We start from the raw sequence: 17846 nt of genomic DNA on the forward strand, positions 1-17846 counted from the left end.
CGCGGTGTGACGTCGTAGTCAGCCCTCGATCACCGGGTCACGTGCCCGGTGATCGAAGGCTGATTCGCGCGACGTTGTCACGGCTCGGGGATGAGGATCGTGCGCGCACGCTCATCTGTGGCTACCTGCAACTGCTCCGGTGTGAGCTCGTCCAGCCCGGCGGCATTGCGCAGGAACGGCCCGAACAGTTGCCAGCCGAGCTCGAGGGCAGCCGCATGCGCGGCCGCCAGGGCGGCGTCTGCCGGCGTGTCGTGATGCTGCTGTGCCAACCGGAGCAGCCGGTTCATCACGGGGAATCGATGCTGCAGCTCGCCGACCGGATATCCGTCGAGCAGGCAGCGAGCGATCACCGTCCAATGCAGGCTCAACTGAACGTCGGTCGAAGAGAGCTCGCGGTCGGCGGAGGCGGCTCCCAGATGGTCGAGAACCTCTGCGACGAGTTTGTCCTTGGTGCCGAAATGCCGGAAAACCAGGCCGTGATTGACCCCCGCCCGCTCGGCGATGTCGCGGATCGATGTCGATGCCGGGCCATGCTCGGCGAACAACGCTGTCGCACTGTCGAGGACCGCCGCGACGATGGCCTCCCGGCCTTGCGGGGGTGTCTTGCGAGAAGTTGTTGCCTCGGGCGTAGTCACTCGACTACAGTAGCGCAAGCTGACTGTAGTCGAGTGACTACATATCTGTCGGCAGCCATGAGGAGGCATGCGAAATGCGCGACAACACTGTCGTCGTCGACAAGGACCCTGGTGCTGACGTTGGGGTCAGGCCCGTGCAGATTCCCGGGTCGCCGCTGATCAGCGGACCGTTCACGCATCTGGCCGCTGAGCGTGATCGCCTGGCGGGACTGCGCTGGCAGAACTTCGACGTCCACCAGGTCGGGTCGACGCTGGGCGCCTTCATCAGCGGGATCGACCTCCGCGTCGAACTGGCCGACGAGGTCGTCGCCGACCTGCGTCAGGCACTGCTGGACTACAAGGTGCTGTTCTTCCGGGATCAGCCGATCACACCCGACCAGCATGTGGCTTTCGCACGCCGATTCGGCGATCTCGAAATCCATCCCTTCATCCCCGCTAACACCGGCCGGCCCGAATTGGTGCGATTCGAGAAGAGCGCTCAGGTCGCGGGGTTCGAGAACACCTGGCATCACGATGTCACGTGGCGGGACACACCGTCGAAGGGCGCGATCCTGCACGCGATCGAGGTGCCGCCCGTGGGCGGCGACACCTTGTTCTCCGACATGTACGCCGCCTACGACTCGCTGGATTCCGATATCCGCGCCGAGATCGAAGAGCTCACCGCGGTTCACGACTTCACCCGCGCCTTCGGGCATGCCCTGTCCGAGGATCAGCGGGAGCAGATGCGGGCCAAGCATCCCGAGGTTCACCACCCATTGGTATGCACCCATTCCCAGACCGGACGAAAGCATCTCTACGTCAATCGGATCTTCGTGGAGCGGATCGCGGGCCTGAGCCCCGAGGCCGGCAGCGCGCTGCTGGATCGGCTGTGCCGGCAGGCCGACTACCCCGAGCATCAGGTGCGGCTGCAGTGGGAACCGGACACCATCGCGTTCTGGGACAACCGGGCCGTTCAGCACTACGCCTCGAGCGACTACTGGCCGCAGATCCGTGTGATGGAGCGCGCCTCGATCATCGGAGACCGTCCGCAGCGGTGACCTGCGTGACGGCGCCGGCACCTTCGGCTGTCGGCGCCGTCGCTCGGCTACGAACTCTGGGAGCACGCGAATGCTGTGTGCTCAGTGGCCGGAGGTGCCCTGGCCGTTGTCGGAGACCTGGAGCTGGTCCGACAGGAAATCCAGGGTCGGGCCGAGGGCCTCGTCGCTGTAGGCGACCGCGTGACGCTTCCCGGGCACGACCCGGGTATCCACCGGCGTGCCGGCGGCCCGGAGCCGGGCAGCGAACTCGGTCATCTGGTCGACCGGCATCAGTTCGTCGCTGGAGTTGAACAACATGACCGGTGGGTTGCCCGCGGAGGTGTGCAGTGCAGGCGATGCGGCACGTGCGCGTTGTGTGCAGTCCGCGGTGCCCGGGACACATCCCAGATACGTGATCGCGGCTACGGCCGACATCAGTGACGCCCGCGGTGTGGCCGAATCGGTCAGGTCGTAGGGGCCTGACCAACCCACCACGGCCGCCAGCGGGGCGCCGTCGGTGATCACGGCCTGCATCAGCAGATGCGCTCCGGCCGAGGTTCCCAGCCCACCCAGGCGGTCCGGGTCGACACCGTAATCGGCGGCATGCGTGCGGATGTGCGTGATGGCCGCTTCGACGTCCTGGTACTCACGCGGATCTCGTGGTACGGACAGGTCGTAGTCGATGTCGAAGACGACGAAGCCCCGCTGAGCCGCAGTATGTGCGGCGTTGTCCAGCAGCGACCGGTCGCCACGGACCCACGCGCCGCCGTGGACGAAGATCAGCCCGGCCCGGGGCTGCCCGCTCTCGTCGCGGCCCTCGGGGCGGTAGACGGTCATCGCCTCGGGACCGTGGGTGGTGGAGTAGACGCTGTCCTCGGCCGGCACCCCGGGGGCCGGTGCCGGTGGCTGCGCCGTGGCACCCGGCATGCTCGCGGAACCCAGTAGCAGGGCCGCCAGGGTGGTATATCCGATCAGCTTCGCCTTCGGCATGGCCATCATCTCCAGATCTCGGGTTCGCTCGTGACTGCCGTCGCCGGTGTCGGCGGACAACTATCTAGATGATGACACTAGTGTCATAATATTGCGTTCCACTAGTGGCATTCAATTTGATTCCTGGATCGCAGGGACGGAGCACGATCACGATGTCCACCGCCGGTAAGGACCACCCTTCGAGCCGCTGCAGCGTCGATGTCGACACCGGGCCGCCACCGGCTGTCGCTGATGTCAGCGGTCCGATCGACTACCGGTTCAGCCTCGCCAACGAGCGCACATTCCTGGCATGGATCCGCACCGCACTGGGACTGCTGGCCGGTGGTGTCGCTGTGCAAACGCTTACCCAGCAGTTGCCCAACGCCGGATTCCGGCGAGCGATCACCGCGGCGTGTGCCGCCCAGGCAGTGCTGATCGCCGCGGCGGCCCACCGGCACTGGCGGCAGGCCGAGATCGCCATGCACCGCGGCGAAGCCCTGCCGCCACCGGCTCTGATGCCCTTCCTCGCCGTGACAGTCGCCATCGTCGCGATCCTCACCACCGCTGCGGTGCTGGTGTCGTGACAGCTCGAGCGTCGCACTGGCCCCCCGATCCGGGGCTGGCCGTCGAGCGCACCGCACTCGCGTGGCGGCGAACCGCGCTCTCGTCGGCCGTCGCGCTCGCGGCATCGGTGCACATGGCCCTCACTGTGGCGCCGGGCCCGCTCTCGGCTTGTGCGAGCGCTGCCGCCGCAGCGTTGATGGTCGCAGTGATCGCGGCCTGCGCCCGTCGACGGGGCCGGCAACTGCGGCGGCGGCAGCCGCGCGGTATCGGCACGCTCACCCTCGCGGTCGCGACGACTGCCGGCCTCGCCGCCCTCGTCACCGCTCTCACCGCGATGCGGTGAGGACATCCTCATGAGCTGGCCGGTCCGACCGTCGGGCGGCGACATGCCGTATGGGTCACCTGTGCGCGGGGTCCCCGCAAAAGTGCGAATTCACCACCCCGATATTCCACTTGTGTCATACTTCACCCACTCAACTTGTGGAGTAGTTGAGTTCGTCGAGACGACATGAGCGCGATTCGCAGCGCGACCATCCCGATAACCGCGCCCGCGGCGTGATGTCACGCGTCTGTCGTCAGTTGAATTCCCGAAAGGGGTTGGTATGTCCACAACTCCCGCCATCGACCCGGCCGGCGCCGCCGATCCGCCGCAATCCCCCGCGGCAGCCAGCCGGCCCACCGGCGTTTCGCGGGCCCGAATGTTCACGGCAGTGGTCCTCATCGTCCTGTTCAGCGAGAGCGCGCCGATCCAGACGACGATGGCCGCGACCGCGCTGGAGAAGATCGCGGCCTCGTTCCCGGGCAGCGGCACGAATATCGCCTGGACGATCATCATGTCCGGACTCGTCGGGGCTGCCGCCGCACCGTTGATCGGAAGGATCGGCGATGTGTGGGGGATGAAGCGGACGTTCGTGACGTGCGGTGCGCTCTTTGCGGCGGGTTGCCTGGTCTGCGCGCTTGCCGGCAGCTGGGCGGTCTTCCTGTTCGGCCGCTGCCTGCAATCCTTCGCCGTCGCCAGTGCGGTCCTCGCCTACGGTCTGGTCCGGGATCTCCTGCCGCGTAAGCACCTGGCCCTCGGGTTCGGCGCGATCGCAGCCGGATTCGGGTTCGCGGTGGCCTTCGCCCCGCTGGTCGGCGGCTGGCTGATCCGAGCCCACGGCTGGCGGGCGGCGTTCTGGCTGTCGCTGGCATTCATCACGGTGATGATCGCGCTGGTTGCGGTGTGCGTACCGGATTCGAAACCTATTGCGCGCCAGCGTCTCGGCTGCACCGGCGCGGTCCTGCTCACCTTCGGCGCCGCACTCATGATCGTCTATGTCGACCGGGGCCAGGTGTGGGGCTGGGCCAGACCTGCGAGCGTGGCCGGGCTGGCCTGCGGACTGGCATTACTGGCATTGTTCGTTCTCGCGCAACGGCGGGCGAGCACGCCACTCATCGATCCGCGCGTGTTGTTCCAGCCCCGCTTCGGCCTGCTCCTGGCGGTGGGATTGCTCGCGTCCTGCATGATCGGCGTCCAGACGTACGCGATCACCTATATGGCTCGCACGCCCAGCCCTGGCGTGATCGAAAATGGCGTCGTCGCAAGCACTCTCGCGAAGGTCGCCCAGGCCGGCGGCATGCGCCTGCCACCCGAAGCCGTGCAGGTGAGCCTCATCCCCGGCTTCAGCTACAGCAGCGGATTCAGTTCACACGACTATGCCCTGCGCATCGCGGTGTTGCAGGGCGTGATCACGGTCGCCTTCGGGGTGATCGCCGCTATTGTGGCGCGCAAGTTCGGGGCCAGGCTCCCGCTGCTGTACGCGACGGCGATGTTCGCCGTGATCGGCCTCATCGAGGCCGTCGGACCGCATACCTGGGACATCCTGACCCTCACCAATGCGGCCTTCGGCTCGGCACTCGGCTTCTTCTACACGGCCGCTGCGGTTCTCGTGGCCCAGACGGTGCCGCAGGAGCAGACCGGTGTCGGCTTCGGCGTGTTCAGCCTCGTCCAGGGCGTGGGCACGGCCATCGGCGTCGCCGTCGTCACCGCTTTCGCCGCGGCCCACCCGATGTCGGCCAGTGTGCGAGTCGCCGGACGGCCGCCGCAGCTCGGCCCAATTCCCAAAGTGTTCGGTGACCAAGGCTTCGAGCTCGGATTCTGGTTTGCCACGGCGACTGCCCTCGCCGCGCTCGTCCTCGTGCTCGTCATGCGCGGAAGCCGGCCCCCGGTCATCGGCGAACGGACGGTAATCAGCGTGCCTTCGCTGCCGCCCGACCCGGCTGGCTGACCGCGAGCCGTCTGCCGGCCCAACTCTTGGCTTATTCCACTTGTGGAATAAGCAGGGATGCCGCCACCGTTTCCGCCTGCGGATCCCACTCCCCCGGAAGGACCCCAATGCCACTCGACGACCGGCCCAATATCCTCTGGATCGTCAGCGAAGACTGCCCACCGCGCTTCGGCTGCTACGGAGACGAACTGGCACAGACCCCGAACCTCGACCGGCTGGCCCGCGAGGGCGTGGTATTCGAACACGCCTTCAGCGTCAGCCCGGTGTGCGCACCGTCCAGATTCGCGATGCTGACCGGCCTGCGCCCGGAAAGCCATGCGCCCGCCAACCACATGCGCGCCAGGGCGCCGATGCCGTCCTGGCTGCGCACCTATCCGGAAATCCTGCGCGAGCAGGGCTACTACTGCACGAACAACGCCAAGACCGACTACAACTCCGACGTCGATCCGGATGTGATCTGGAACGAGTCGTCGCGCACCGCGCACTGGCGCAATCGCGCACCTGGCTCACCGTTCCTGGCGGTGTTCAATTTCGATGGCACACACGAGAGTTCGGTGTTCCGGCGGACCGAACCGGCCCGGGTCGACCCCGAGTTCGTCCGCGTGCCCGCGTATCTTCCGGACACTCCCGAGATCAGGGGCGATATCGCCCGCTATTACGACAACATCGACGCGATGGACGCGTTCGTCGGTGATCTGCTCGCCCAGCTGGACGAGGACGGACTCGCCGATACGACGATCGTCATCCACACCTCGGACCACGGCGGTGTCAATCCGCGGTCGAAACGCTTCTGCTACGACGAAGGACTGCGGGTCCCGCTCATCATCCGGGCGCCCCGAGCGTATCGAGGGCTTTTCCCCGCCCCGGGCACTCGCGTCAGCGCGGCCGTCACCACCGACAGAATTCCGGCCACCGTGATCGATCTGGCCGGTGCCCAGCTGCCCGCGCACATGCGCGGAAACAGCTTGGCGCGCACCGAGTTCGACCCGTACACATCGCTCGCGTTCGGGGGCCGCGGCCGGATGGACGAGCGGTACGACCTCATCCGCAGCGTCCGCGACGCGCGATACCGCTACATCCGCAACTATCACCCGCATCGGCCCTACGGCCGGCATCAGCCGTTCGCCTGGATCGCGGCCGGCTATCAGTCCTGGGAGACGGAGCATCTCGCGGGACGGCTCGACGCCGTCCAATCCGTCTTCTGGAAGCCGAAACCGGGTATCGAGTTGTACGACACCGAGGCCGATCCGGACCAGGTGCGAAACCTGGCCGGCAACCCGCAGTACGCCGGAGTGGAGAACCGGCTCGCGGCAGCGTTGCGGGCGCACCTGATCGCGGTGCACGACAACGGGTTTCTGCCCGAAGGTTCACCGCACGAGGGCTACGACGCCGGCCGCGCGCCCGGCGTCTACCCGCTCGATCGGGTGCTCGATATCGCCGACGCGGTCGCGGAACAGCGTCCGGGCAGCGCGCCGGTATTCGTCACCGCGCTCGATGATCCCGATGCCACTGTGCGCCGCTGGGCGGCCATCGGGCTGCTCGCTTCCGGTGCGATCGACGAGACGATCGCGTCCGGGTTGCGGACTCTCGTTGCGAGCGAGCCCGATCCGTTCGTCGTGATCCCGAGCCTGGAGACCCTGGCACGCTACGCGGAGGATGCGGACGCGGTCACCCGCCTGGTCCGGTATCTGGATGCCGCGCAGCCGCGGCCGGTCCGGCTCGAAGCGCTCTCGGCGCTGACGGCTCTCGCCGATGCGCAGATCGGTCCGCATCGCGCGGCCATCGACGCGGCCGCGCGGTCCACCGGGGAGTACGTGTCGGGCGCGGCGCGGTATCTGCTGGCGCGCATCGACGGCACCTACACCCCGAGCATGATCCTTTTCACCCCGCCGGCCGAAATGTTCGCGCAGGCAGCCCGATTCGGAGCCACTCCCGAGCAAGTCATGGCCCAGCTCGGCGGCTCGGCAGCGCCCAACTCGACTCCGTGATAGTGCTCTGGCCAGCTCTTATGTCGCTGTTCTCGATTCCGATCCTCGACTCGAGGCATGTTCGCCCCCGGCGAACATCGGTCCGGAACAATCGGTATACCCCCCGGGTTGAGTAGGTAACGCTCAACCTTGGAAGGGGTCGAAGACGTGACTACACCAACGAACCTGCCGGTCCTGTTCCTGACCGATCCGATCGTGCTCCCCGGCATGGTCGTGCCGATCGAGCTGGACGAGTCGTCGCAGGCCGCCATCGATGCCGCCCGCGCGGGCAAGGTCAACCAGGTGCTGGTCGCGCCGCGCCTCGATGAGGGGTACGCCACCTACGGCGTCGTGGCCACCATCGAACAGGTCGGCCGGATGCGCGGCGGCGCCCCCGCGGCGGTGCTGAAGGCGGAGAGCCGGGCCAAGATCGGCCACGGCGTGACCGGGCCGGGCGCGGCGCTCTGGGTCGAGGCCGAACCGGTCGAGATTCCGGCCGCCGACGGACGCACCAAAGAGCTTGCGGCCGAATACAAGAAGCTGGTCGTGTCGGTCCTGCAGCGCCGTGAGGCCTGGCAGGTCATCGACGCGGTCAATCAGATGAACGATCCGTCCACCCTGGCCGACGCGGCCGGCTGGGCGTCGTACCTGAGCAATGAGCAGAAGCGCGAGATCCTGGACACCCCGGATACCACCGCGCGGCTGCGCAAGCTGATCGAGTGGACCACTCAGCACATCGCCGAGACCGAGATCACCGAGAAGATCAGCGAGGATGTCCGCGAGGGCATGGAGAAGCAGCAGCGGGAATTCCTGCTGCGCCAGCAGCTCAACGCGATTCGCAAGGAGCTGGGCGAGGACGAGCCGGACGGCGCGGAGGACTACCGCACCCGCGTCGAGAACGCCGACCTGCCCGCGGACGTGAAGGAAGCCGCCCTCCGCGAGGTCGGTCGCCTGGAGCGCTCCAGCGATCAGAGCCCGGAGACGGGCTGGATCCGCACCTGGCTGGACACCGTCCTGGAACTGCCGTGGAGCGTGAAAACCACTGACTCCACCGATGTTTCGGCCGCCCGCGCGGTGCTGGACGCCGATCACCACGGCCTGGACGAGGTCAAGGACCGCATGGTCGAGTACCTGGCCGTCCGTTCCCGGCGGGCCGCGCGCGGCCTGGAGGTCGTCGGCGGTCGCGGTTCCGGCGCGGTGCTGGTGCTGGTCGGTCCGCCCGGTGTCGGCAAGACCTCGCTGGGTGAATCGGTGGCACGGGCCCTGGGCCGCAAGTTCGTTCGCGTCGCCCTGGGCGGCGTGCGCGACGAGGCCGAGATCCGCGGTCACCGGCGCACCTACGTGGGCGCGCTGCCCGGCCGCATCGTGCGCGCCATGAAGGAGGCGGGATCGATGAATCCCGTTGTCCTGCTGGACGAGATCGACAAGGTCGGCTCGGACTTCCGCGGCGATCCCGCGGCGGCCCTGCTGGAGGTCCTGGACCCGGCGCAGAACCACACCTTCCGCGACCACTACCTGGACCTGGATCTGGACCTGTCGGACGTGCTGTTCATCGCGACCGCGAACGTCATGGAGACGATTCCCGGCCCGCTGCTGGACCGCATGGAACTGATCACCGTGGACGGCTACACCGAGGCCGACAAGGTGGCCATCGCCCGCGACTTCCTGATCCCGCGGCAGCTGGAGCGCAATGCCCTGACCGCCGAGGAGGTCTCGATCACGGACGAGGCGCTGCGCGAGGTCGCCGCGAACTACACCCGGGAAGCCGGGGTGCGGCAGATGGAGCGCCTGATCGCCAAGGCGCTGCGCAAGGCGGCGACCAAGCTGTCGGAGTCGGCGGACATCGCCGAGACCGAAAGCCTGGTCAGCAAGGGCGAATTCGTGCCGGAGGGCCTGGGCTACGACCGCGAGCTGGGCTACGACGCCGAATCCGGTCCGGCCGCAGGCGGTTCCGGCAAGCTGGTGATCGGACTGGGTGACCTGAAGGACTACCTGGGCCGTCCGCGCTTCACCCCCGACGGGGTCGAGCGCACCGCGGTCCCCGGTGTCGCCACCGGATTGGCCGTGACCGGCGCGGGCGGCGATGTCCTCTACATCGAGGCCAATGCCGCCGAGGGCGACCGCTCGCTGACCCTGACCGGTCAGCTGGGCGACGTCATGAAGGAGTCCGCGCAGATCGCCCTGACCTATGTCCGCTCCCACCTGGAGGAGATCGGCATCGAGCCGAGGGTGCTGGATCGCAATATCCACATCCACTTCCCGGCGGGCGCGGTCCCGAAGGACGGTCCGTCGGCGGGCGTCACCATGGTCACCGCCCTGGTGTCGCTGGCCCTGGGCCGCCAGGTCCGCGCGGATGTCGGCATGACCGGTGAGGTCACGCTGAACGGACGGGTGCTGCCGATCGGCGGCGTGAAGCAGAAGCTGCTCGCCGCTCAGCGCGCCGGCCTGAAGACCGTGTTCATCCCGGCCCGCAACGAGCCGGATCTGGACGAGGTCCCCGCCGAGGTGCTGGCCGCCCTGGATGTCCGCCCCGTCGCCGACGTGGCCGAGATCCTGGCCTACGCCATCGAGCCGGTCGCCGAACCGGCCTACGACGGTCGTGCGCTGAGCGCCACCGCCTGAGGTCGCGAGAACGGGAGCCGTGCGTGTTGTGTAAACACGCACGGCTCCCGGCCATTTCGGCAGGCTCCGAACCAGACCGGGTCGTACCCTCGTTTAGGGGTCCACCGGGGATCCGACGGAGGGCGAACGACATGCAACCGAACCAGCCCGGTCAGCCGAATCAACCGAACCAGCTCGATCAGGTCGCGGGCGAGCGGCTTTCGCACGCGAACCGGATCTTCACCTCCGATCTGTCGGTCAACGAGTTCGCGCTACTGCACGGGGCGGGCTTCGAACCCATCGACCTGGTGATGGGCGTGTCCGTCTATCACGTCGGGTTCCAGTTCACCGGGATCCGGCAGCAGCAGGAGTTGCCGGTGCTGACCGAGGCCACCTATCGGGCGCGGTGGAATGCCATGTCGCGCATGCAGGCCGAGGCGGACTCGCTCCAGGCCGACGGGGTGGTGGGGGTGCGGCTGGAGTGGCGGCAGCACGGGGAGTCGATGGAGCATCTGGAGTTCATCGCGGTGGGGACCGCGGTGCGGTTCGCGAAATCGCCGGGCAGCTATCGGCGGCCGAACGGGCAGGCCTTCACCAGTCACCTCTCGGGGCAGGACATGGTGACGCTGATGCGCACCGGCTACGCCCCGATCGCCTTCGTCATGGGTAACTGCGTGTTCCACGTGGCGGTGCAGGGCTTCCGGCAGATGCTCAGCCAGATGGGCCGCAATATGGAGATGCCGCAGTGGACCCAGGGCAACTATCAGGCCCGCGAGCTGGCCATGTCGCGCATGCAGGCCGAGGCCGAACGGGACGGCGCGAACGGCGTCACCGGCGTCAGCGTCGATATCTCCAACTACGCGTGGGGATATCACACGGTCGAGTTCTACGCCTCGGGCACGGCCATCCGCCGCATCGGCGACGGCGACCCGATCATTCCGCAGTTCACCCTCGGCATGAACTCGTGAGCGATTTCGATACCGGGGCCGCCACCCGCGCCATCGATGCCGCGCTCGGCGGCCCGGGCGGCCTCGGACTGGTCTTCACCGTCTTTGCGGGCGTCCCCGGGGTGACCCGGACACCGCCCCGCAAATCTCTGTTCCGCTCGGAGCCGGAGCGGGTCCAGATCGGTTCGTGGCGTTACGAGGTCACCTCCGACGAGCGGATTCGCGCGGCCCACGTGGTGGGCGGCATCGTGCTGGCCGAGGAGCTGCTGCCGGCCGCCACCATCGCTCCGCACCTGGCCCGGGCGCTCGCCGAGATCGCCGCCTCGTACGGTCCGACCGCGCTGCCCCACCTCTCGGCGGCGCTGGACGTACTCGCGGGTCCGGGCTGAGCACAATGTCGAAGAAGGGCTGCACCGACGATCGAGAGAGGGCTGCTTGGCAACCAACCGGCGAATTTCCTTTGTTTCACATGAAACGAAACCCGCACGGTCAGTTGGTTTCTCGTAGGGTGCGTAGGTGATCACCATTGCCACCTGGAACGTCCTGCACCGCGTCCACGCCGACAACTGGGACAGCGAGATGGCCGCGCGCTGGCCGCAGGAGGCGAAGCGGATCGCGGTCGTGACCGCCGCCGTCGCGGCCCGGCCCGAAGCGGTCATCGCGCTCCAGGAGGTCAGCGGCGATCAGCTGGCGAGCCTGCGGGAGGCGCTGCCCGACCGGACTTTTCACGTCCTCGACTACCCGCGCATTCCGAGCCCGCGCCGGGTGCCGAGCACCCTGGCGGATCGCTCCGAGCATCTCGTGCTGATCGTGCGCGGGCCGAGCCGGTTCGTCACCGCGGAGCCGCACGCGGTCGATCCGGGAAAAGGCCTGCTGGCGGCCGAGATCGACGGCATTCTGATCATCGCCACCCATGTCAGCGGGGACCGGCGCCGGGCCGGCCAGCTCGAGCGCCTGGCCGCGGTCGCCGGCGACGGCCCGGCAGTTCTGCTCGGTGACTTCAATGTCGGCCGGGACGACCTCGCCGCCGCGTTCGGCGCCGGCTTCACCATCCCCGGGTTTCTGCCGGATTCCGTCCCCACCCGGCCCCGGACGGCCGGTTCGAAATCCCAGTTCATCGATCATGTGGTCACGCGCGGCGTGCCGGTGCGCGGTGTCGCGGTCGAGGATGTGGCCGGGGCGTCCGACCACAACCTCGTGCGCGCGATCGTCGGCTAGAACTCGCCCGCGACCCCGAGAATGGTTCGGCCGGAGTGGGTTCCGTCCAGGATGGCGCGCAGCACCGACTCCGCCTCGGTTATGGGTGCGAAATTCTCCAGCAGCGACAGATGCCGGGGCTTCAGGTCCTTGGCCAGCCGCGCCCACAGTTCACGGCGCTGGGCGATCGGGAAGTGCGCGGAGTCGATACCGATCAGGGACACGCCGCGCAGGATGAAGGGCATGACCGTGGTGGGCAGGTCGGAGCCGCCGGTCAGGCCCGAGACCGCCACCGCGCCACCGTATTTGACGGTGCTCAGAATGTGGGCCAGCGAGGTCCCGCCCACGCTGTCGACGGCGGCCGCCCACTGCGCCTTGCCGAGCGCGCGCAGCTTCTCCCCTTCGCCGGGCTGCCGGCCGATGACCGAGGCGGCGCCGAGCGCCGAGAGCAGTTCGCCCGCACCGAGTTTGCCGGTGGAGGCCACCACCTCGAATCCGAGCCCGGACAGAATGTCCACCGCCACACTGCCGACGCCACCGGTCGCACCGGTGACCAGCACCGGGCCGGAGCCGGGGGTGAGACCGCGGTCGAGCAGCGCCTGCACACTCATAGCCGCGGTGTAGCCCGCGGTGCCGATGGCCGCCGCCTCGCGCGGGGTCAGGCCGTCCAGCTTCACCACCCACCCGGCCGGAATCCGTGCGTACTCGGCGAAACCACCGTGGTGGGCCACGCCGATGTCGTAGCCGTGCGCGACGACCAGGTCGCCGGGCGCGAATTCCGGATCGCTGGAGGACACCACCTCACCGGTGAGGTCGATGCCGGGGATGAGCGGATACTGCCGCACCACGCCGCCGCGCGGGGTGATGGCCAGCCCGTCCTTGTAGTTGGCGCTCGAGAAGTGCACCTTGATCGTCACGTCGCCCGGCATGAGGAAGTCGTCGGCGACCTCCTCCCGGATGAGGGCGATCCCACTGTCCGTTTCGTGTGCCACCATCGCCTGGAACTCCATGTCCAGAGCATAGGTCGCCACCTGCGCGGACGCGTCACCTTCCGGACCAATCGCGCCCGTTACCCGGCAGGTAATCGCTTTCGTTCCCGCGCTTTGCGATTGTCGAATCAGCGATCGAATTGCGAAGGAGCGCAGCAGATATGCCGACTTTCCAGACCACCACCGACGGCACCACCCTCTACTACCAGGACTTCGGCTCCGGCACCCCGATCCTGTTCGTGTCGGGCTGGACGCTGAACAGCGACCAGTGGGAATACCAGATGCACTACTTCCTGGCGCAGGGCTACCGCTGCGTCATGATGGACCGGCGCGGCCACGGCCGCTCGGACACCCCGGCCACCGGCTACGACGTCGATACCCGCGCCGACGATGTCGCCGCCCTGATCGAGCACCTCGACCTGCGGGATCTCACCATCGTGGCGCACTCGGCGGGCGGCGGCGAGACGGTGCGCTACCTGAGCCGGCACGGTTCCGATCGGGTGGCGCGAATCGCGCTGCTGGCCCCGGCGATTCCGTTCATGATGCTCACCGACGACAATCCGATCGGCATCCCGATCGAGGCGCTGGAGGGCCTGCTGGAGCAGCTGCGCACCGACCGGCCCAAGTGGTTCGTCGAACGGTCCCAGGGCTATTTCGCCACGCACCTGCGTCCGGGCGTCACGCAGGCGGTCATCGACGAGGAGATCAGGCGCTGCCTGTCGGCCTCGCCGTACGCGATCCAGGTCATGCAGCGCGAAGCGTTCACCACCGATCACCGCCCCGATGTGGCTGCGCTGACGGTCCCGACGCTGCTGCTGCACGGCATTCCGGACCAGTCCATCCTGATCGATGTCGCGAGCCGTCAGGTCGTGAAGCTGGCCCCGCACGCGGTGCTGAAGGAGTACCCGGACGCCGGGCACGGTCTCTACATCACCCACGCGGCCGAGGTGAATGCCGAGATCCTCGACTTCATCAAGGGCTGACGGCGAACTCGAGGACCGAGAGCTCCGGCATGACTCGCCCCCGACCTCGGCCGGGGGCGAAACCCGTTGTCCTCAGGCGAACTTCGGTGCGCGCTTGCCGGTGAACGCGGCGATGCCCTCCTGCCCGTCGGCGGAGTCGGCGCAGCGGGTGATGAAGGCCGCCTCGGTGTCCAGCTGCTCCTCGAGGGTGTGCCGCGAGGACACCAGCAACAGCTTCTTCACATTGGCGTTGGATCCCTTGGGGCCGGTGGCGAATTCCTGCGCCAGGGCCTCGACGGCGGCGGTCAGCTCGGCATCGGGCACCACCCGGTGCAGCAGACCCCACTCCAGCGCCTCCGCGGCGGACAGGGTGCGGTTGGTGAGCATCAGCTCCTGGGTCTTGCGCAGGCCGATGATCCGCGGCAGATAGTAGGACGCGCCGCCGTCGGGGCTCAGGCCGACCTTGGTGTACGCCATGGTGAAGGCGGCGGATTCGGCGGCGACCACCAGATCGCCGGCCACCGCGAGGCTCATGCCCGCGCCGGCCGCGGTGCCGTTCACGCCCACGATGAGCAGCGCGTCCATCCGCGCCAGCGCCGACACCGCCCGGTGCAGGGTCCCGGCCAGCTTCTCGATGAATGCCCCGGTGTCCGCGCTGGCGGCCATGGCCCGCACGTCGCCGCCCGCGGAGAAGAACCGTCCGGCCGCGGTCAGCACCACGACCTTCACCGTGGGATCCTCCGAGCAGTAGGTGGCCGCGCGCTCCAGCTCGTCCGCGAGCGCCTGATCGATGCCATTGGCGGCATTGGGCCGGTTCAGCGTGATGCGGGCGATCGGGCCGTCGTGCTCGAACAGGATGTTCTCGTAGTCGTGCCCGCCCGTCGCCCCGCCGCCACCCCTGTGGGAATCGCTGCGCGATGCTGAGTTCATTCGAGTGCCTTCCGTCGGGTGGAACCTGGATCACAGCATGGCGTACTCGACCCGGACCCCGAGCAACCGGATGGGCCGATCCAACTCGAAGGCGTGCAGCACTTCCAGCGCCGTCTGCACGATCTCGTCCACATCGGTGGTCGGTGTGGATAGCTTCCGCTGCTTGCTCCGGGTGAAGAAGGTCTTGGTACGCACCGTGACACCGACCCGCCCGACGGCCCGTCCGGTCGCGAGGGTCTCCTCGGCCACCTGGGTGGCCAGCCGCACCACCGCGGCATCGATCTCGGCGCGTTCGGTGAGATCCCGCGGGAACGTCTCGGATCGGCTGTGGCCCACCGGTTCTCGCGGCTCGGCGATGTCCGTGTCGCCCGCGCCGTGCCCGAGCACCCACAGATACGGCCCGGTATTGGGGCCGAACTCCGCCGCGAGCGCCTTCCGGTCGGCGGCGGCCAGGTCGGCCACCGTCTCGATCCCCAAGCCGCTCAGGCGTTTCGCGATGCGCGCGCCGATGCCCCAGAGCGCGGAGGTGGGCCGGTGCGCCATCAGCTCGACCCAGTTGTCCCTGGTCAGCCGGAAGATTCCGGTTCCGGTGTCCGCCGCAGGCGGCTCGTCGGCCGACCGCGCCGACTTGCCGACCGCCTTGGCGAAGCCGGTGGCCAGCTTGGCCCGGGTCTTGTTGTCCCCGATGCCGACCGCGCAGGTCAGCTCCAATTCCGCGACGGCGGACCGGATCTCACGCGCCAGTTCTCCGGGATCCTCGGTGTCCACCGCCAGGAACGCCTCGTCGAAACCGAGCACCTCGACCCGGCCGGGGAAGGTGCGCAGCAGCGCCATGATCTCCTCGGACGCCTCGGCGTAGCCGGCGAGGTCCTGGGGCAGGAAGACGGCGTCGGGGCAGATCCGCGCGGCCGTGCGCAGCGGCATGCCCGCCCGCACCCCGAAGGCCCGGGCGGGATAGGACGCGCAGGACACCACCTTGCGGGGTTCGGCCGGATCGCCGTTGCCGCCCACGATGATCGGCTGCCCGCGCAGCTCCGGATGCCGCCGGAACTCGACCGCGGCCTGGAATTGGTCGAGGTCGACGTGCAGCAGCCAGCGCGTCACTCCTCCGTCATACCGCATGGTCTCCCGGAATGCCGGGAACTGCCGAAACGGTCAGCGGGAGCGGTCAGCGGGAGCGGCGCAACCACCTGAGCGGCGAGCGGTAGGCGTAGCGCGCCTTCACCGCACCGGTGTCCACCGCACCCGTGACCCGGATCAGCGGCGCGCCCGGGAATCGCGGCAGCTTGACCCGGTTGGCCACCGAGCCGGCGCCCGGCTGCACGCCGTCCGTGTCGACCCGCCAGCCGCGCGGCACGATCAGCACGACCGTCCCGGCATCGGCCTCGACCCGGATGTCGATTTCCCGCCGTGAGCACCGGGCCCGGGTGAAGTCCAGCACCAGCTTGCCCGAAACACAGTCGGCCACCAGCTGTTTGGGGACGATCCAGTCGTCGTCGGTACGCTTGGTGCCGCTCGTCACCCGTAGTTCCATGGCAGGGGTATCGTCGCTGGGCTGATATCGGCGGGCGCCGAACATCCGCTCGATATCGTCGACACGGGTCGCGGGCGTGTGCCGCTGCTCCTTGGTACGGGTCACCGAAACTCCTCCCCCGGCATGTGAAACGATCTTGTGGGGTATGCCATGGGAGCTCGAATTATGCCGCATAGCAGGGCATTTCGGGAGGTCGGAGCGGCCGCTGCGGCCACAACACGGTGTCGGTTCGGGCACGGCCAGATCACGATCGTGCCCGAACGCGGCTCCGACCCGCGCGTGGTCGCGGTGACGGCTAGCGGCGGCCGAGGAAGACCGTGGTGGCGCCGAGAATGTAGATGTCCTCGCGCGCGCCGATGAACGTGTCGGCGGCCGGATCCAGCAGCGCCGCCAGGGTGGCCCGATCATCCTCGCCGATGCGTTCGCCGACCCGCTCGCTCAAGCCGCCAAGCCAGGCGACGACGCTCTCGCGCACGGCCGGCGCGGGCGGCGCGGGGTGATCGATCAGCACGCTGAAGGAGGTCGCGTCGGCCAGCCCGGCTCGGCTCAGCGCCACATTCCAGCCGTAGGGCATGGGGTTCGCGGCGGTGATGTCGGCCCGCATCTGGGCGAAGCCCGCGTCGCGCAGGGCCAGCAGCCGGTCCTGGAGTCCGGGCGCGCCGACGCCGAGTTCCCAAGGCAGGCAACGCATCGACAGCCCGCCCTCGGCCAGCGCCAGCCAGCCGCCCGGCCGCAGCAGCCCGGCCAGGCGCGCGGTGCCCGCCTGCTGATCGGGCAGGTGGTGCACCATGCGCGAGGCCCACACCAGATCCGCTTCCGGGATCCCGGCGCCGAAGTCCGCGGCCGCGGCGTCGGCGTGCACGGTCCGCACCCGCACCCGATCGTCCCCGTCCAGCGCGACCTTCACGGCCTGCTGGGCCGCCTCGAGCAGTTCCGGCACCGCGTCCACGATCACCAGACCCCCGCCGCCGCGGGCCAGCAGTTCCCGCGCGAACGCGACACTCTGGCCGCCCGCTCCCGCGCCGATGTCCAGCACGGTCGCTTCCGCGCCGGCCGGGATCAGGGCGACCAGCCGCCGCGCGATCTCGGCATTGGCGTCGGCCGACATGGCGTCATCGCGCCGGAGATCGTCGACCATGGCCGCCCAGTCGATCCCGTCGTGGGTGTGGCCGTGTCCGTGTCCATGTTCGTGGCCGTGCCCATGTCCGTGACCGTGGGCATGCGGATGTCCGTGCGTGCCTGCCTGTTCGTGCGAGTGAGCGCTCATA

Annotated in this window: 17 protein-coding genes; 10 read left to right on the forward strand and 7 right to left on the reverse strand. The window is 68.6% G+C overall.

Features of this window, described 5'->3' with window-relative positions:
• Positions 1–77 precede the first annotated feature (77 nt).
• Positions 78–635 (reverse strand): TetR/AcrR family transcriptional regulator, encoded by a 558-nt coding sequence (locus tag ACWEQQ_RS36480; RefSeq protein WP_452339414.1) that lies wholly within the window; start codon positions 633–635, stop codon positions 78–80.
• A 74-nt stretch (positions 636–709) separates the two neighbouring features.
• Here ACWEQQ_RS36480 and ACWEQQ_RS36485 point away from each other — a divergent pair, with 74 nt between their 5' ends.
• A complete protein-coding gene (locus tag ACWEQQ_RS36485) occupies positions 710–1672 on the forward strand; it encodes a TauD/TfdA dioxygenase family protein (protein WP_452351437.1) in 963 nt (320 codons plus the stop codon).
• Positions 1673–1753: 81 nt separating this feature from the next.
• On the opposite strand, the gene ACWEQQ_RS36490 is transcribed toward ACWEQQ_RS36485, so the two are convergent.
• Positions 1754–2701 carry an alpha/beta hydrolase gene (locus ACWEQQ_RS36490; RefSeq protein ID WP_452351438.1) on the reverse strand — a complete coding sequence of 316 codons (948 nt, stop codon included), beginning with the start codon at positions 2699–2701 and terminating at the stop codon, positions 1754–1756.
• 92 nt (positions 2702–2793) lie between these two features.
• Here ACWEQQ_RS36490 and ACWEQQ_RS36495 point away from each other — a divergent pair, with 92 nt between their 5' ends.
• The 8 genes from ACWEQQ_RS36495 (at position 2794) to ACWEQQ_RS36530 (ending at position 12184) form a co-directional block, all read left to right on the forward strand.
• Positions 2794–3204 carry a YidH family protein gene (locus ACWEQQ_RS36495; protein WP_452351439.1) on the forward strand — a complete coding sequence of 137 codons (411 nt, stop codon included), beginning with the start codon at positions 2794–2796 and terminating at the stop codon, positions 3202–3204.
• Positions 3201–3527, forward strand: a complete 327-nt coding sequence (locus ACWEQQ_RS36500) for a DUF202 domain-containing protein (protein ID WP_452339418.1) — start codon at positions 3201–3203, stop codon at positions 3525–3527. The genes ACWEQQ_RS36495 and ACWEQQ_RS36500 overlap by 4 nt, the downstream gene beginning before the upstream one ends.
• Before the next feature lie 259 nt (positions 3528–3786).
• Positions 3787–5451 (forward strand): MFS transporter, encoded by a 1665-nt coding sequence (locus ACWEQQ_RS36505; RefSeq protein ID WP_452351440.1) that lies wholly within the window; start codon positions 3787–3789, stop codon positions 5449–5451.
• A gap of 107 nt (positions 5452–5558) precedes the next feature.
• Positions 5559–7439, forward strand: coding sequence for a sulfatase-like hydrolase/transferase (locus tag ACWEQQ_RS36510; RefSeq protein WP_452351441.1), 1881 nt, complete (start codon positions 5559–5561; stop codon positions 7437–7439).
• Between the two features lie 147 nt (positions 7440–7586).
• Positions 7587–10040 (forward strand): endopeptidase La, encoded by a 2454-nt coding sequence (lon, locus tag ACWEQQ_RS36515; protein WP_452351442.1) that lies wholly within the window; start codon positions 7587–7589, stop codon positions 10038–10040.
• 131 nt (positions 10041–10171) lie between these two features.
• A complete protein-coding gene (locus ACWEQQ_RS36520) occupies positions 10172–10987 on the forward strand; it encodes a heavy metal-binding domain-containing protein (protein WP_354840840.1) in 816 nt (271 codons plus the stop codon).
• Positions 10984–11355, forward strand: coding sequence for a DUF5073 family protein (locus tag ACWEQQ_RS36525; RefSeq protein WP_379400739.1), 372 nt, complete (start codon positions 10984–10986; stop codon positions 11353–11355). The genes ACWEQQ_RS36520 and ACWEQQ_RS36525 overlap by 4 nt, the downstream gene beginning before the upstream one ends.
• A 127-nt stretch (positions 11356–11482) precedes the next feature.
• Positions 11483–12184, forward strand: a complete 702-nt coding sequence (locus ACWEQQ_RS36530) for an endonuclease/exonuclease/phosphatase family protein (RefSeq protein ID WP_452351443.1) — start codon at positions 11483–11485, stop codon at positions 12182–12184.
• Here the strand turns inward: ACWEQQ_RS36530 and ACWEQQ_RS36535 are convergent.
• The gene (locus ACWEQQ_RS36535; protein ID WP_452341066.1) at positions 12181–13173 is read right to left on the reverse strand and encodes an oxidoreductase; all 993 of its coding nucleotides are present in this window, start codon (positions 13171–13173) and stop codon (positions 12181–12183) included. The genes ACWEQQ_RS36530 and ACWEQQ_RS36535 overlap by 4 nt on opposite strands.
• A 140-nt stretch (positions 13174–13313) precedes the next feature.
• Between ACWEQQ_RS36535 and ACWEQQ_RS36540 the strand changes: the two genes are divergently transcribed.
• Complete coding sequence (locus ACWEQQ_RS36540; RefSeq protein WP_452340938.1) at positions 13314–14135, forward strand: alpha/beta fold hydrolase; 822 nt, start codon at positions 13314–13316, stop codon at positions 14133–14135.
• A 72-nt stretch (positions 14136–14207) separates the two neighbouring features.
• Here ACWEQQ_RS36540 and ACWEQQ_RS36545 read toward each other — a convergent pair whose 3' ends face one another.
• From ACWEQQ_RS36545 to ACWEQQ_RS36560, 4 genes are all read right to left on the reverse strand, one after another.
• Entirely contained in the window at positions 14208–15044 is an 837-nt protein-coding gene (locus ACWEQQ_RS36545; RefSeq protein ID WP_452340939.1) for an enoyl-CoA hydratase/isomerase family protein, read from the reverse strand.
• A 30-nt stretch (positions 15045–15074) separates the two neighbouring features.
• Positions 15075–16148 carry a DNA polymerase IV gene (locus ACWEQQ_RS36550; RefSeq protein WP_452351444.1) on the reverse strand — a complete coding sequence of 358 codons (1074 nt, stop codon included), beginning with the start codon at positions 16146–16148 and terminating at the stop codon, positions 15075–15077.
• A gap of 64 nt (positions 16149–16212) precedes the next feature.
• Complete coding sequence (locus ACWEQQ_RS36555) at positions 16213–16683, reverse strand: hypothetical protein (RefSeq protein ID WP_452351445.1); 471 nt, start codon at positions 16681–16683, stop codon at positions 16213–16215.
• Positions 16684–16873: 190 nt separating this feature from the next.
• Complete coding sequence (locus ACWEQQ_RS36560; protein WP_452351446.1) at positions 16874–17845, reverse strand: class I SAM-dependent methyltransferase; 972 nt, start codon at positions 17843–17845, stop codon at positions 16874–16876.
• Between the last annotated feature and the right edge of the window lies 1 nt (position 17846).

It is taken from the genome of Nocardia sp. NPDC004123, from assembly GCF_053603795.1.

What these genes read in the sequence shown, in the direction of transcription:
- ACWEQQ_RS36535 (WP_452341066.1), bottom strand. Translation starts at nt 13,173, where the DNA reads ATGGAGTTCCAGGCGATGGTGGCACACGAAACGGACAGTGGGATCGCC.
- ACWEQQ_RS36510 (WP_452351441.1), top strand. Translation starts at nt 5,559, where the DNA reads ATGCCACTCGACGACCGGCCCAATATCCTCTGGATCGTCAGCGAAGAC.
- ACWEQQ_RS36495 (WP_452351439.1), top strand. Translation starts at nt 2,794, where the DNA reads ATGTCCACCGCCGGTAAGGACCACCCTTCGAGCCGCTGCAGCGTCGAT.
- ACWEQQ_RS36505 (WP_452351440.1), top strand. Translation starts at nt 3,787, where the DNA reads ATGTCCACAACTCCCGCCATCGACCCGGCCGGCGCCGCCGATCCGCCG.
- ACWEQQ_RS36545 (WP_452340939.1), bottom strand. Translation starts at nt 15,044, where the DNA reads ATGAACTCAGCATCGCGCAGCGATTCCCACAGGGGTGGCGGCGGGGCG.
- ACWEQQ_RS36560 (WP_452351446.1), bottom strand. Translation starts at nt 17,845, where the DNA reads ATGAGCGCTCACTCGCACGAACAGGCAGGCACGCACGGACATCCGCAT.
- ACWEQQ_RS36485 (WP_452351437.1), top strand. Translation starts at nt 710, where the DNA reads ATGCGCGACAACACTGTCGTCGTCGACAAGGACCCTGGTGCTGACGTT.
- ACWEQQ_RS36540 (WP_452340938.1), top strand. Translation starts at nt 13,314, where the DNA reads ATGCCGACTTTCCAGACCACCACCGACGGCACCACCCTCTACTACCAG.
- ACWEQQ_RS36520 (WP_354840840.1), top strand. Translation starts at nt 10,172, where the DNA reads ATGCAACCGAACCAGCCCGGTCAGCCGAATCAACCGAACCAGCTCGAT.